The sequence below is a fragment of the Candidatus Paceibacterota bacterium genome (assembly GCA_035438625.1).
Lineage (GTDB): Bacteria > Patescibacteriota > Minisyncoccia > Phycocordibacterales > DAORIS01 > DAORIS01.
In genome coordinates this window covers 14,773-28,814 of the sequence record DAORIS010000004.1, presented here as the reverse complement: position 1 = coordinate 28,814, position 14,042 = coordinate 14,773, and the positions used below count along the sequence as shown (strand labels likewise).

At 41.8% G+C, this 14,042-nt stretch carries 14 protein-coding genes; 10 read left to right on the top strand and 4 right to left on the bottom strand.

All coding sequences use genetic code 11. The annotated features are described in order from the left end of the window. Window positions 1–10 precede the first annotated feature (10 nt). Genes PLF31_02150 through rpsR form a run of 6 tightly spaced genes read left to right on the top strand, consistent with a single transcriptional unit; the run spans window position 11 to window position 4,607 of the window. Window positions 11–1,081: an AI-2E family transporter gene (locus PLF31_02150; GenBank protein HRH26246.1), complete on the top strand. Its 1,071-nt coding sequence runs from the start codon at window positions 11–13 to the stop codon at window positions 1,079–1,081. Beyond that, window positions 1,078–2,529: a methionine--tRNA ligase gene (gene metG, locus PLF31_02145; protein ID HRH26245.1), complete on the top strand. Its 1,452-nt coding sequence runs from the start codon at window positions 1,078–1,080 to the stop codon at window positions 2,527–2,529. The genes PLF31_02150 and metG overlap by 4 nt, the downstream gene beginning before the upstream one ends. 3 nt (window positions 2,530–2,532) lie before the next feature. After that, complete coding sequence (locus PLF31_02140) at window positions 2,533–3,366, top strand: TatD family hydrolase (protein HRH26244.1); 834 nt, start codon at window positions 2,533–2,535, stop codon at window positions 3,364–3,366. Window positions 3,367–3,422: 56 nt separating this feature from the next. Beyond that, window positions 3,423–3,914, top strand: a complete 492-nt coding sequence (rpsF, locus tag PLF31_02135; protein ID HRH26243.1) for a 30S ribosomal protein S6 — start codon at window positions 3,423–3,425, stop codon at window positions 3,912–3,914. A gap of 4 nt (window positions 3,915–3,918) precedes the next feature. Next, window positions 3,919–4,374, top strand: coding sequence for a single-stranded DNA-binding protein (ssb, locus tag PLF31_02130; protein ID HRH26242.1), 456 nt, complete (start codon window positions 3,919–3,921; stop codon window positions 4,372–4,374). A gap of 32 nt (window positions 4,375–4,406) precedes the next feature. Next, complete coding sequence (gene rpsR / locus PLF31_02125; GenBank protein ID HRH26241.1) at window positions 4,407–4,607, top strand: 30S ribosomal protein S18; 201 nt, start codon at window positions 4,407–4,409, stop codon at window positions 4,605–4,607. Window positions 4,608–4,677: 70 nt separating this feature from the next. On the opposite strand, the gene PLF31_02120 is transcribed toward rpsR, so the two are convergent. Genes PLF31_02120 through PLF31_02105 form a run of 4 tightly spaced genes read right to left on the bottom strand, consistent with a single transcriptional unit; the run spans window position 4,678 to window position 8,921 of the window. Next, entirely contained in the window at window positions 4,678–5,250 is a 573-nt protein-coding gene (locus tag PLF31_02120; protein ID HRH26240.1) for an elongation factor P, read from the bottom strand. A 40-nt stretch (window positions 5,251–5,290) separates the two neighbouring features. Next, entirely contained in the window at window positions 5,291–6,346 is a 1,056-nt protein-coding gene (recA, locus tag PLF31_02115; protein HRH26239.1) for a recombinase RecA, read from the bottom strand. Between the two features lie 42 nt (window positions 6,347–6,388). Then, on the bottom strand, window positions 6,389–6,733 hold the full coding sequence (locus PLF31_02110; GenBank protein ID HRH26238.1) for a hypothetical protein: 345 nt from the start codon (window positions 6,731–6,733) through the stop codon (window positions 6,389–6,391). Then, on the bottom strand, window positions 6,717–8,921 hold the full coding sequence (locus PLF31_02105) for a DNA translocase FtsK 4TM domain-containing protein (protein ID HRH26237.1): 2,205 nt from the start codon (window positions 8,919–8,921) through the stop codon (window positions 6,717–6,719). The genes PLF31_02110 and PLF31_02105 overlap by 17 nt, the downstream gene beginning before the upstream one ends. A 147-nt stretch (window positions 8,922–9,068) precedes the next feature. Between PLF31_02105 and PLF31_02100 the strand changes: the two genes are divergently transcribed. From PLF31_02100 to PLF31_02085, 4 genes are all read left to right on the top strand, one after another. After that, window positions 9,069–9,788 (top strand): hypothetical protein, encoded by a 720-nt coding sequence (locus tag PLF31_02100; protein ID HRH26236.1) that lies wholly within the window; start codon window positions 9,069–9,071, stop codon window positions 9,786–9,788. 641 nt (window positions 9,789–10,429) lie between these two features. Next, on the top strand, window positions 10,430–12,361 hold the full coding sequence (locus PLF31_02095) for a peptidoglycan-binding domain-containing protein (GenBank protein HRH26235.1): 1,932 nt from the start codon (window positions 10,430–10,432) through the stop codon (window positions 12,359–12,361). A gap of 169 nt (window positions 12,362–12,530) precedes the next feature. After that, the gene (locus PLF31_02090; GenBank protein ID HRH26234.1) at window positions 12,531–13,709 is read left to right on the top strand and encodes a SpvB/TcaC N-terminal domain-containing protein; all 1,179 of its coding nucleotides are present in this window, start codon (window positions 12,531–12,533) and stop codon (window positions 13,707–13,709) included. Next, complete coding sequence (locus tag PLF31_02085) at window positions 13,699–13,932, top strand: hypothetical protein (GenBank protein HRH26233.1); 234 nt, start codon at window positions 13,699–13,701, stop codon at window positions 13,930–13,932. Before PLF31_02090 ends, PLF31_02085 begins: the two co-directional genes overlap by 11 nt. Window positions 13,933–14,042 lie beyond the last annotated feature (110 nt).

Below are 14,042 nucleotides of genomic sequence, written 5' to 3'. Positions count from 1 at the left end.
TGATAGCCCTATGTCACCAGCTGCCCAAGAAAGAATTGCTGTAGCTCATGCCATTGTTGGCCGGCTAGCAGCTTTTATTGTGGCTGGAGTACTTATTTATTTCATTCACAATATCCTACTCGCCATTCTTTCTGCAGTGGTCCTGGCCTCATCAGTTGAGCCTGTTATTAGGGCACTAATGGCTAAACGTGTACCTCGTACAGTGAGTGTTGTAGGTGTATACGCCTCAATTCTAGCGGTATTTGTCGCAGGAATTGTGTACGTATTGCCGATTCTTGCGACAGAGATTAACGGCCTCCTTCAGGCACTCCCAAGTTATTTGGACGAGTTCGCACTATCAAGTCCAGGATTTTTGGGCTTTGAAAATTCAATTGAAATATTCTCGCACGCAACATCGTTCTTGGATTATTTGGCGGGCACTGCTGAATTAATTAGGTCAGTTGGGGGAAATACGTATGAACTTGGGTCTGCGTTATTTGGAGGGGCCTCAACTTTAGTTATTATTGCTGTCTTGTCGTTTTACCTCAGTACACAAGAAGATGGGGTAGGAGATTTTCTTCGTATCATCACTCCGCTTAAATATGAGCGCTATGTGATTGGGCTCTGGCGTCGCTCACAGCGAAATATTGCTCGTTGGATGCAAGGACAAATATTTCTTGCTGCAATTATTGGAGTTCTGGCATTCATTGGTCTTTCAGCGCTCGGTGTCCGGCACGCATTGCTGCTTGCAATCATTGCTGCATTCTTTGAAATTATCCCTGTGTTCGGTCCAATCCTCGGATCAATTCCAGGAATCGCAATTGGGTTCTTGGACGGAGGAGTGAGTTTGGCACTGCTTGTTGCAGCGTTATTCGTGATCATTCAACAATTGGAGAGTCATGTCATTTACCCTGCAGTGGTACGAAAAGTAATTGGAGTGCCACCGCTCGTGGTTATCATCAGCTTGATTGTTGGACTTAAGCTTGGAGGAATTCTTGGTGCAATACTTTCTATTCCTGTTGCAACGCTACTCATTGAGTATCTCGGAGACAGAGAACGTAATAGACGAATCCCTATTCCTGTGGAAGAATCGCCCGTATGAGCAAGCACACCAATCCTAAAAAGCAGGTATACGTCACAACGACGCTCCCGTACGTAAACGCAGAGCCGCACGTTGGTTTTGCTATGGAAATTATCCGTGCTGATGCGGTAGTTCGATATCTTCGGTCACAAGGACACGAAGTCTTTTTTAATACTGGTACCGATGAGCATGGAATGAAGATATATCTGAATGCACAAAAAGCTGGTCAAGATACTCAGGAATATGTAAATGGGTATGCCGAAAAGTTTAAGGATTTGTTAACGCAACTCAATATTTCTGAGATCAACTTTATCCGTACGACAGACGAACACCACAAAAAAGCTGCTCAAGAATTTTGGAAGAAATCAGAAGCTGCGGGTGATATTTATAAACAAGAATATACCGTTAAGTATTGCGTTGGCTGTGAGTTAGAAAAAACAGATTCCGAACTTGATAACGGAAAGTGTCCACTTCATCCAAACATAGAAATTGAACTCATTAAAGAAGAGAACTATTTCTTTAAGTTTTCAGCATATGCAGAGAAATTACTCGCACATTACAAAGCCAATCCTGAGTTTGTAATTCCAGAATTTAGGTTTAATGAAATTAAAGCCTTTGTAGAGCGTGGTCTTAAGGACTTTAGTATCTCTCGCCTGAAGTCGAAAATGCCGTGGGGTGTAGAGGTTCCAGGAGATCCAGAGCAAGTGATGTATGTATGGTTCGATGCTCTGATCAATTACATTTCAGCTATCGGTTGGCCAACTGATATGGAGAAATTCAATACATTCTGGCCGGTAATTCAGTTTGCTGGAAAAGATAACCTCCGTCAGCAGTCGGCTATGTGGCAAGCAATGCTTATGTCTGCGGATATTGAGCCATCAAAACAAATCGTCATTAATGGGTTTGTAACTGGTGAAGGTGGTATTAAGATGAGTAAGAGCATAGGCAATGTTATTTCTCCTGTGGAAATAATTAATGAGTATGGAACAGATGCCCTACGATATTTTGTAATTAGAGAAGTGCAACCGTTTGAAGACTCACCGTTTACTCGTGACTTGTTCTTTAAGGCGTACAACTCACAGCTATCAAATGGAATTGGTAATACAACTTCCCGTATTCTTAAGATGGCGGCAAACTATGACGCCTGGGACAGTGGAGTGGAATCAATATCAACTGGTGAACTCATAAAAGGTATTGCAGACGCAGTGGCTGCATATGAATTAAACAATGCAATGGGTTTGATCATGGCTGAAATAACAAAGTTAGACCAGAAGATCCAACAAGAAAAGCCGTTTGAGATGTTTAAGCAGGATCCAGATAAGGCACGAAAAACGGTTGCGGGACTCGTTTCAGACCTATCAATACTTGCGAAAGAACTTGCACCATTCATGCCTGAAACTTCTGAAAAGATTCTCGCGTCAATCGCTGATCGAGCAGCCTCAGTCCCATTATTCCCTCGTAAACCATAATCTATGGAAGTACGAGTGTTCGATATCCATTCCCATATCTACTATCCAGATTTTGATGTAGACCGAGCAGAGATGCTTTCCGACATGCAGGAAAAAGGTGTCGGAACTATTGTAATTGGTACTGATGTTGAGTCGAGTATGAAGGCAATAGAGCTTTGTGACGCTAATGCTGCACGTTTTGCATGTATCGGAATTCATCCGCTTGAAGCGAGCGAGATGAATGAAGAAGATGTGCGAAAAAGTATTGTTGAGTTAGAACAAATTGCACTCGATCAGCAATATAGCGAAAAAGTTGTGGCGATAGGTGAGACCGGACTCGACTATTTTAGGATTACAGGAACTAATGAAGAGATTGAGCGGGTGAAGGCAATACAAAAGCAATTATTTCTATCTCAAGCTCGAATTGCAGCATCTGCAGGATTACCACTTATGATCCATTGCCGTGATGCACATGCTGATCTTTTGAAGATATATAAAGAGGAAGGTCTTACCGCTCACCTGCACTTCCATTTCTTCGCTGTAACAAGTGAGATACTCAAAGAGTGTCTTGATATGGGTGCAACAGTCTCGTTTACAGGCGTGATTACATTTGCTCCTCAGTATAAGGAACTCGTTGAACAGGTTCCGTTAGACAGATTTATGATCGAAACGGATGCTCCCTACGCAGCACCAGCGCCTTTTAGGGGTAAACGAGCAGATCCACGCATGGTTATGCAGGTTGCTGAGGCATTCTCAGAAATACGGGGTATTCCACTTGAAGAGGTGTTACGGAAATCAACAGAAAACACCCTAAAATATTTCCCAAGAATATCTGAGGCTTTGTCAAAGATTAAATAGGTATATTGGCCCACAAAGGCTTGATTCTAGCTCTAGGCTGTGGTACGCTAGCCGCTATGACAAATAACGCCGAGACATCCGACAAAATCTTTAATTATGAGGTCGGCTTTCTTATAATCCCAACCCTATCTCAGGATCAGGTTACGACTGTTATCGACTCAATTAAGGCAGCTATCACTGCACAAGGTGGAGAAATAACATCAGAATCAGCTCCAACAATGCGCCAGCTAGCTTATGAAATGGCTAAGGCAGCAGTAGGAAAAAAGAACAAGTATAAGGCTGCATATTTCGGCTGGATCGTGTTCAAGCTCTCATCTGACAAGGCTGCTGGATTTAAGAATGACCTCGAAAAGATTGAAGACCTTCTTCGTTTCTTGTTTATCCGAAAGGACAGAGAGACTGTTTTCTTGACTCCACAAGACATTGAAACTCAGGCAGCAGATGAAGCTGCAGCTGTAGAAGATGCTGCAAAACCTAAGGATGCTGAAAAGGCACCTGAAGTTGCAGAGGACCTAGATAGAAAAATCGACAATTTAGTCGTAGAATAAAGACATGTATTTAAACAAAGCGTTTCTTATTGGAAACCTTACCCGTGATCCTGAATTACGCTCATTGCCTTCAGGAGGTAAGGTGGCATCTATTTCAATCGCCACAAACCGTGTGTGGAAAGATAAAAATGGTGTAAAGCAGGAAAGTGCTGATTATCATAACGTAGTAGTGTTTGGAGCTCAGGCTGAGATCGTTGAGAAATACCTTAAAAAGGGCTCAAGTTTAATGGTTGAAGGACGAATACAGACACGAAGCTGGGATGCTGCTGACGGCTCTAAAAAGTACAGGACTGAGATTGTGGCTGACAGGGTACAGTTTGGCCCACGACGTGAAGGATCGTCTGCTGGAGCGGGTTCTAGAGGGCCTTCAGAGCCTGAAAATGCTGGTTCACCAAGCAAACCTATTGATACCATCGAATATCCTGAAGAAGACATTAACCCAGATGACATTCCATTTTAGCTATGGTAGTATCCAATTCTGATATAAAAAATATGCAAAAGACATCAAAGCCAAATCTACAAGACCAGCACATCGACTATAAGAACGTCGACCTTCTTAAGAAGTTCACAAATCCGCACTCACGTATTATTTCTAAGAAGCGCTCAGGTATTACTGCCAAGCAACAGCGCATGATCACTAATTCGATCAAGCAAGCTCGTTTCATGGGTCTTATTCCATACGTAGCTCGTTAATCTCTGTTATATAGATAAATAAAAACCCCGCTTTATGCGGGGTTTTTATTTATCTATATAGTGATAGTGTCTAGAACTTTCCTCCTACACGCTCTGCGTATTCGCCAGTTTCAGTATTGATTCGAACGATATCACCTGGGTTAACGAATAGCGGTGCGTTGATCTGAGCACCAGTTTCAAGCGTAATGAGCTTGTTTCCGCCCTTGGCTGTGTCACCTTTAACAGCTGGAGGAGCTTCAGTTACTTTAAGGTCGACTTTAATTGGAAGTTGTACGCCAATGACTTTCTCGTCGAATATAAGTGCTTCAACTTCAGAGTTGGGCTTTAGATATGCAACACCAGAACCGATCATTGTTGCTTCAAGCTTGAATCGCTTAGCAGGATCATCGATTTCACAAAACCAATACTCTCCACGGTTTGTGTACATGTACTTGATTTGCTTCTTCTCAATTTCAGCTTCGTCAGCCTTTTCTGATTGATGGAATGATCGCTCCATAATGCGACCAGTAAGAAGACTCTTGAGCTTAGTCTGGTTTACAGGTTTTCGCTGTTGCTTACGAAATACATGAGAGTCGAGCACTTCAAAAGGCTCGCCATCTACTAGTATGTACTTACGTAATGTTATTTCATTATATTCAAGCATGGTCGGATGATTCTATGCCAAGAAACTACTTAGCACAAGTTTATTCCTCCGATGAAGATGAAGACTCGGGTGCGCCTTCAAGTGCAGGATCTCCCTTTGCAAGGCGTTCTCGAATTTCTGCAAGAATAGTTTCTTTTATAGTTGCATTTTGTTTGAGAAACTGACGAGTAGCGTCGTATCCGCGACCAAGCTTTTCTTCTCCATATGAGTACGAAACGCCTGACTTGCTGATGATGCCAAGTTTTTCACCGAGTGCGATCATTTCTCCTTCTTGTGAAATACCTTCGTTGTAGATGAGGTCAAACTCACTTTGCTTAAATGGTGCAGCAACTTTGTTTTTCACAACCTTTACACGTACGCGTCCTCCCACAACTTCTTCTCCTTTCTTAATTTGGGCAATTCTTCGAATATCAATACGTACTGAAGTGTAGAAACGAAGCGCTTTTCCACCTGGTGTTGTTTCAGGGTTACCAAACATCACACCAATCTGCATTCGAATCTGGTTAATGAAGATAACAATAGTTTTAGAGCGGGCAACAATACTTGTGAGCTTTCGTAGTGCCTGTGACATCAAGCGAGCTTGTTTACCCATGTGTTGCGCTCCCATTTCACCTTCGATTTCATCTTTTGGTGTAAGAGCAGCAACTGAGTCGATAACTACCACATCAACCTTACCGGTTCTTACGAGACTCTCACAGATTTCAAGAGCCTGTTCTCCAGTATCTGGTTGAGAAATGAGAAGCTCGGATGTCTTTACACCAAGCTTCTTTGAGTACTCAGGATCCATTGCGTGTTCGGCATCAATATATGCACAGAGCCCACCTTTCTTTTGTGCTTCTGCAACAACGTGTAATGCAAGAGTTGTCTTACCTGAAGATTCTGGACCAAAGATTTCAATAATTCTTCCGCGGGGAAGTCCTCCGACTCCAAGTGCTGCATCAAGTCCAATTGATCCTGTAGGGATGACGTCGATGTTAACCGCAGGACGTTCACCAAGTGTCATGATCGATTCCTCACCGAACTTTGCCTTAATCTCCCTCAGTGTGTCTTGAATATTTGCTCCGTCAGTCTTCGGTTGTTTTTGTTTTTTTGCCATATGGTGATTGTGTTATAAGCAGTATGTATACCTAATAAAGACCTATGAAGGCTTTATGAAAATTACACGGTACTGCTGAGTTTTACCGCTACTAAATCGATCTTTAGCTTCCAATTCTACCACATTGTAACCCTCAAAAAGGCCTATTCGTTCATCAAAATGACCGTTTTCGTCTATAAATATCTGTCTACCATTTAAGTATATAAAGGCGATATTTTTTGCTGTTCCAGAAATGACAATTGATGAGGTCGAAACAACCATCCCATCAAAAGGAGAGTCGACGGTAAGTATCGGTCCCTCGATAACTTTACGTAGCTCAAAGGCGGTCAAAAACACAAAGCCTAAGACGCCCAAAAATATAACTGTGTTTTTAATTATGTCCCTCATCGGAGTCCGTGTCGCTCTCTTCTTCACCTGGTGGGGCATCTGCTGCTGTAATTCCATCAGCTTTAACAAGTACCTCACGAGGCTTTGATCCTCTTCCTGGTCCAACAACACCTTTTCGCTCAAGCATGTCTATGAGCTTTCCAGCACGAGAGAATCCAATGCTTAATCTTCGCTGTAGAGCAGACACTGATGCTTGTTGTGAAGCGATAACAATACGTCGTGCTTCTTGGTATAACTCGTCTTCTTGCTGGTCATCTTCAAAGCTAGATTCAAATATTGCGTCCTTATCCATGATTGCTTCAGGTGACATATCTACTGGTAGGCCACCCTGACCCTCATAGTTTTCAACCAAGTACTGCACAATCTTTTTTACCTCAGTCTCAGAGATATATGCTGATTGGATACGCATTGGTTTAGACATTTCTCCAGACATGAAGAGCATGTCTCCAGCGCCAAGAAGTTTTTCAGCGCCTGCTTGGTCAAGAATAGTACGGGAGTCGATCTGTGATGCTACTTGGAGGGCAATACGAGATGGTACGTTTGCCTTAATGAGACCGGTAATGACGTTTACCGATGGTCGTTGTGTTGAAAGCATTAAGTGAATTCCAACAGCACGGCTCATTTGAGCAAGTCGTACGATTCCAGCCTCAAGCTCTCGAGGATATGTCTGCATGATGTCTGCCAACTCATCGATAACGAAGATGATGTACGGCATTGTCTCGACAGGTTCTTCATCTTCCTTTGCCCCTGAACGCTTTCGGCGATCAAGTTCAGGTACCAGGATGTTTTTGTGGTATGAATCAATATCTCTAACTTTGTTTTCTTCAAGGATGTTGTATCGCCTATCCATTTCCTTTGCTGCCCATTTAAGTGCCATGATTGCGCGCTTTGGGTCCGTGATTACAGGAGTGAGAAGGTGAGGGATGTTGTTGTAGAGAGTTAACTCAACACGCTTTGGGTCGATAAGGATCATTTTCATCTGCTCTGGTCCGTTTCTATATAGAAGAGAGGTAAGGAGGGCGTGAATAGTTACAGACTTTCCTGATCCGGTAGCACCAGCAATCAAGAGATGGGGAGCCTTAGCAAGGTTTGCAAATTGTGCTTTCCCTGAAATACCACGACCAAGTGAAACCAAGAGTGGCTTGTCAGAAGTACGGAACTCATCGTCAGCGAGGAGTGTTCCGGAACCAACTGTTGTCTTAACTCGGTTTGGTATTTCGATACCTACAAGTGACTTTCCAGGAATTGGAGCTTCGATACGAAGTGGGTGAGCAGCAAGAGCAAGCGAGAGATCGTTTTGGAGTGCAACAATGCGTGCAAGTTTAACTCCTTCAGCGGGCTTTAGTGCATATCGAGTGACTGATGGTCCAATCGATACTTCATCCATTTCAACCGTGATGCCGAAGTTCTGTAGGGTCCGTTTAATGATGTTGGCATTTGCCTTAATGTCTCCTACCTCTGGCTTTCCTTTGTCAGATTGGAGTAATGATAGTGGAGGAGGGATGTACGGCTTTCCAGTTCCAAGAAATCTTGTAAGTGGAATCTCGTCAGAACTTCTTATAGGTTTTTGTTCCGTCTTGAGTTTTGGATTTACGTCTTTTTCTACATTTTGTGCCACAACTGGCTCCACTTTAATTGGCGTAATTGGCACAGCAATTTTTACGTCATCTTCACCGGTCTCACCCTCTTCTTTCTTTCTAAAGAAAAGTCGTGGGAATGGGATACCACCTTCAAATACCAAAAGAAGTGAAATCGCTACACCAGCCAAAAGGAAAATAACTGTAGCGTAAATATCGACTAATTTAATTAGAGTGCTACCAATTCCAACTCCAATTAATCCACCGGCTTTTGGTGAGAACACATCAATCAGTCCAAGCGAGGAGCCAAGGAATATGAGGATGCCAATGATCTGTATATATGAGTATGCTTGTTTGATTCGCTTGAGAAATGCAACACCCAACATGAAGAAGGAAAGCGGCAGGATTAAGTACCCTGCTGATCCGAATAACATGAGACCAAGGTCCATAACCCATGTGCCAAGTGTTCCCCCAACTTGTGCGTATGCGAGTATTAAAAAGAGTGACAAAACAATACACACTATCCCGTAGATAACCGTTAATGTTGAGTCACCTATTGTTGATTTTATACTCTCGGTTTCTTTTCGCTGTTTGTCTGATTTTTTGGCCATATTCTATGACAATAATCATATCAGGAAATCAAGCATATTCGGTCTTTTTTGATTGACACTATAAAGGACAGCTATATACTTACGTTGTCTCCAATACTCATTTGTAAAAGACATCTAAAAAAACTGCATTAAGGACATATAAAAGTCATGAATTCTGATATAAAAGACACTGTTATTTCGGGAGAATCTGTGCAACTCTCGTACATCCAAAAAAGGCTTAATAAGATAGGTGAAGCGGCGTTTTTGATTGCTTCAGTTTTAAAGGACAAAGAAATCCTTCGTAGAGAAATTCATGAAGGAAGCCTCTCATATTTGGCCGCTGTTAGAAAAGCCTTCGATCCTGAAAGTGCAAAAAACCTTAAATTATTTTTCCACGGACACTCACTGTACCAAGATTTGGAACATCGAATCCAAGGATTGTTTCATCTCGTCTCACTTGGAAAAGAAGCGAAGATGATCTCATCAATGAATGCTGATGTGTTCATTTCCGAGAGCTCAAAAATCCTCCTGGAAATACAGTCACTTCTCTCGCCATCTGATGCAACTATTGGCCAAGCGTTTTTCGGTTCTTCAATGACTATCCCGCAACAATCAGTGCAACACGTTGGATCAGTTCAGTCGACTTCAAATTCTCCTAAACAAGTCATAAAGGACATAAGAGACATAAAGGACATCAGCAAAAATCGTAAGGAAAAGATTGTGGATTTCCTTAAAAACAAAGGGCAATCATCTATTGCCGACATCGCACGGGCCCTACCTGAGTTCAGTCAAAAGACTGTACAGAGAGAGTTAAACGCCATGATCCTCGAGGGAACTATTAAGAGAGTCGGTGACAGAAGGTGGAGTGCGTACTCTATTCCAGAGTAACCCGTATCCGTATACATACTATATATAGTATGTATACGGATCTGATGGGGTGACGAACCAACACTACAACACTAATTTGCGTTGTAAGAAAGAGTCTATAAAGGCGTCACAAGTTATAGACCGTTTGAAATGTAAGGATTGACTTTTGGGGTGGTTATGAGAGGGTGAACTTCTCCCGGGTGGGTATATATGTGGCGTAAGCCATATACATATCCACAGGGAAGGGATTACCCGTCATAGCGACAAACACAAAGTGTCGTTATAATGGGCTATTGCTCGTTGACAATTGAATATCCCGATTCCTAAGTAAGTCGTTCCTCTTCGACTCTAAAGATTAGAGGTTTCTGAAATTGATGCTATGTCCCACCATGTCTGAATTACTGAATTTACCAATTCCCACTGATGCTATTCCTCATCATGCCGTGTCGGTGCACGAAAGTGCATACGGTAGAGGATAGTCAATGTCTCGCACTTTTATTGTTGCATGCGACAAGTTCTCGAAAGCGCAGACACAAAACCGAACTGTAGTAGCTTGTCGAAGTGAAAACAGAGAGGATAGAACGGGTCGCAATTACTGTTATTCCTTCAATTAATTTAAAACTTAAAGCGAAGGATGTCAGTTCTTAAAATTAATTAATATTATGAGTACACGAAAATTTTTCGCAGGTATCGTAGCTCTAGTTGCAGTGTTCGCAGTCGCTTCGACTGTTAGCGCTCAAACAGCTGCGTATACTTTCACATCCGATCTAACAATCGGAAGCACAGGTGCTGACGTTGTTGCCCTCCAGTCTTTCCTAGAAAGCAAAGGACACCTCGTTATCCCTGCTGGCACAACAAAGGGCTATTTTGGCTCTTTGACACAATCAGCTCTTGCAAAGTTTCAATCAGCTAACGGCATCAGCCCAGCTGCAGGATACTTTGGTCCAGTTACACGAGCAGCAGTTAACTCAATGAACGTGGGCGGAACAGGCGCAACTAATCCTTGCCCAGCTGGTTTCGTTTCAGGAACATTCAACGGAGTTAAGGTTTGCTTGATGGGAACAGGAACATCAACACCAGGAAATGGTGGTCCTCTTGCAGGTGGAGATGGTGATTTCTCTGATTTCGATGTCCTTGGAAACCCAAATGATGAGGATGTAGAAGAAGGAGAAGAAGTTGAAGTTCTTGCCTTCGAGTTCGACGCTGACGATTCAGATCTTATGATCGAGCGTGTTGACGTTCTCTTCACAGAGGCCGCAAGCAACACTCGCCCATGGAGAGTTCTTGATGAAGTTAAGCTTTTGAACGATGGTGAAGAAGTTGCAACTATCGACGCATCTGACGAAGATTCATGGTCAGAAGAAGAAGATGACGAGTACAAGCTCCGATTCGAAGACCTTGATGAAGTTGTCCGAGAAGACGAAACAGGAACATTCTCTATCGCAGTTGTCGCACAAGATGATCTTGACGATGATGAAGTTGATCTAGAATGGGATGTATTCCTCGATGAGGACGGTATCCGAGCAATGAATGCTGACGGTATCGACGTTTATGAAGGAGATTCTGCAGACCTTGCAGGAGCTAGCGATGAACGAACATTCACTCTTGAAACTGCTGAAGAAGGAGACTTCTCAGTCACAGTAGATGATGAGGAAAACGAAGATGAACAGATGGAAGTTAGCGAAGATGATGACACTACAGAAGTGCAGATTTACGTTGCCCAGCTTGAATCAGAGGCAGGAGACAATATGATTGAAGAAGTAACAGTTGATCTTTCAACTACTACTGGAACAGTCAACGGTCTTTCTGACTTCCTTATCCGAGCTACTCTCTGGATCGACGGTGAAGACGTTGGAAGCGAATCAGTAAGCGACGATGACGGCCTAGAATCAATCACATTCGATGACCTCGATGTAACAATCGCGGAAGACGAAGAAGTTGATCTTATCGTTACAGTTGATGTTGATTCACAAGACGGAAACTTCACTAACGGTGCTGGAGTATATGTTGACGGTATTTCTATCGACTTCGTTGACGAAAACGACGATGACCAGACAGAAACATCTACAACAAACGGTGGAAACGTTACATTTAGCGTAGACGCTCTTACAGTCGAAGCAGCAGATAATCAGCCAAGTGCTGACGAGTCTCTTGCAGATGACGAGACAAAGGGACGTGTATATGTACGATTCACAGTTACAGCTCCTGAAGAGTCTGATATCTACATTCCAAAGGGTGCTACAACTTCAACAACTGTAGGATCTGGTCAGGGTGCAGAATTCATTGTAGTTGATGGTAGCGGAGCAACTGTTACTGCAACAACAACAACAGGAAACAACATCCTACGACGTGTAAGTGGTGGTTCTGAAACAGGAAACTACTACCGAATTACACAAGGAAATAGTGCTGTTCTTGAACTCGATGTTATCCTTGATAACACTGGATTCACAGGCGCACGAACTCTTGGTGTTCAACTTACTGGTTTGAACTACAACGCCGTATCAGCTGCAACAGCTGACACACAGTTCACAGCAGGTCTTGATGAAGATTTCCGAAGCGATACAGTATATCTACTTATTGCAAACGCATCTTAGTTGAGATTTGTTCAAACCTTAGCTATTCGTAGCTGAGTAAGAAACAAAAAACCACTCCGAAAGGGGTGGTTTTTTGTTTGGTAGTAAAAATTGCATAGCTAAAGTCTTGTGCTAGTCTTACTGCAGATATTTTTTCTGGTCTTCCTCTTTATTAATAATTCCTACTAACTTGAATCTCTTTTCTAGTTTTTCTAAGCATTTAAATTTTAAGAAATTGTTCGGAGTTATAATTTTAATAGCTATTCAATTGCCGGTTTCTTTATCTACCTTTGCGCAAGAAATAACTCCATTAAATTTAGATAATTCTGAAACTGACATAACCGAAACAACTGAAAATAATATTAAAAATCCAACATTCTTTAACCCAGACGAAATTACAAGACCTGCAATAAATGGCAATCAACCAATTGTGGAAATGAAGGAGGTGCCGATTGAGCGACGAGAAGACATGGAAGAGTTACCAGATGATGATACTGAACCAGAATCAATATTTTCAGACACTTTAGCAGGTACTTTATTTATCAATAACGAAAATGTTCGAAGTGCGGCACCGATAGTAGATACTCAAACAGGTTCTCTGCAATATAATTATTCTTTAGTAATTCCATCAGGAAGAAATGGTCTCTCTCCATCAATTGAGTTTCGGTATGATAGTAATGAAACAAAAAATGCAAATATTGCTGGCTATGGATGGAATATCTCTATTCCTACAATCTCACGTTTGAATAAGTATGGGGTTAATACGCTATATCAGAAGGATACTTTTATTTCATCTGTAGATGGCGAGCTTGTTAGAAGTGAAAATTCAAACGTATATATCCCAAGGATAGAAAACGGTGCTTTCCGTAAGTATGAATTTGAAAATAACACATGGATCATAACTGAAAAAGATGGTACCAAATTAATTTTTGGAAGCTCAACTGGAGCAAGAAAAGATGATCCTGCAGATGCAAATCGAATTTATAGTTGGTATTTAGAAAAAATCGTAAATACTCGTGGGGATTATATTGGATACAGCTATTTTAAGGATCAAGGGCAAATTTATCCTGAGCGTGTTACTTATGGTGGAAATAGTAGCAATGAGGGGATTTTTAAAATTGAATTTTTATTAGAAAATAGAACAGATGTAATTAATTCTTATGAAACTGGTTTTTCTGCTACTACTACCCAGCGTATCAGTAGGGTAGATGTAAAAGTTAATAATGACTGGGTGAAAAGATACGATATTGGATATGACACAGGACATAATAATTATAGATCTCTACTTTCAACTATTACAGAATCTGGAAAAAATGAGACGGGTGATGTTGTTTCTTTGCCATCAATTGGTTTTCAATATGAAAATTAACAGGGAATTAAAAAGTGTAGCAGGGAAAATAATCGACAGCAGTATTAAAAAATATGGAAGTTCGACTGACAAGAAAATAATTGAAAAAGTTATACATGTTACTGAATTCTTAAACAAGAATGAGCAGAAACTGGGGCTCACCTCTATTCTCTCCTTGTTTTCAGGTAATCGGACAGGCTGGTTTGAGGTAATACTGAAACAACTTGAAAATATTGCTAAATAGTTGTAGAGTACTTTCTGTAAGGCCAAAGAAAAGAGGCGTGCTGTAAAGCAAGAAGACCTCTCGAGGCAGAACTCACTTGACCCTCGCCTTATCGGTCGATTTATAAGCTG

Excerpts from the sequence above, each read along its gene's own strand:
- PLF31_02150 (HRH26246.1), top strand. The coding sequence starts at position 11 with ATGTCACCAGCTGCCCAAGAAAGAATTGCTGTAGCTCATGCCATTGTT.
- metG (HRH26245.1), top strand. The coding sequence starts at position 1,078 with ATGAGCAAGCACACCAATCCTAAAAAGCAGGTATACGTCACAACGACG.
- PLF31_02140 (HRH26244.1), top strand. The coding sequence starts at position 2,533 with ATGGAAGTACGAGTGTTCGATATCCATTCCCATATCTACTATCCAGAT.
- rpsF (HRH26243.1), top strand. The coding sequence starts at position 3,423 with ATGACAAATAACGCCGAGACATCCGACAAAATCTTTAATTATGAGGTC.
- ssb (HRH26242.1), top strand. The coding sequence starts at position 3,919 with ATGTATTTAAACAAAGCGTTTCTTATTGGAAACCTTACCCGTGATCCT.
- rpsR (HRH26241.1), top strand. The coding sequence starts at position 4,407 with ATGCAAAAGACATCAAAGCCAAATCTACAAGACCAGCACATCGACTAT.
- PLF31_02120 (HRH26240.1), bottom strand. The coding sequence starts at position 5,250 with ATGCTTGAATATAATGAAATAACATTACGTAAGTACATACTAGTAGAT.
- recA (HRH26239.1), bottom strand. The coding sequence starts at position 6,346 with ATGGCAAAAAAACAAAAACAACCGAAGACTGACGGAGCAAATATTCAA.
- PLF31_02110 (HRH26238.1), bottom strand. The coding sequence starts at position 6,733 with ATGAGGGACATAATTAAAAACACAGTTATATTTTTGGGCGTCTTAGGC.
- PLF31_02105 (HRH26237.1), bottom strand. The coding sequence starts at position 8,921 with ATGGCCAAAAAATCAGACAAACAGCGAAAAGAAACCGAGAGTATAAAA.
- PLF31_02100 (HRH26236.1), top strand. The coding sequence starts at position 9,069 with ATGAATTCTGATATAAAAGACACTGTTATTTCGGGAGAATCTGTGCAA.
- PLF31_02095 (HRH26235.1), top strand. The coding sequence starts at position 10,430 with ATGAGTACACGAAAATTTTTCGCAGGTATCGTAGCTCTAGTTGCAGTG.
- PLF31_02085 (HRH26233.1), top strand. The coding sequence starts at position 13,699 with ATGAAAATTAACAGGGAATTAAAAAGTGTAGCAGGGAAAATAATCGAC.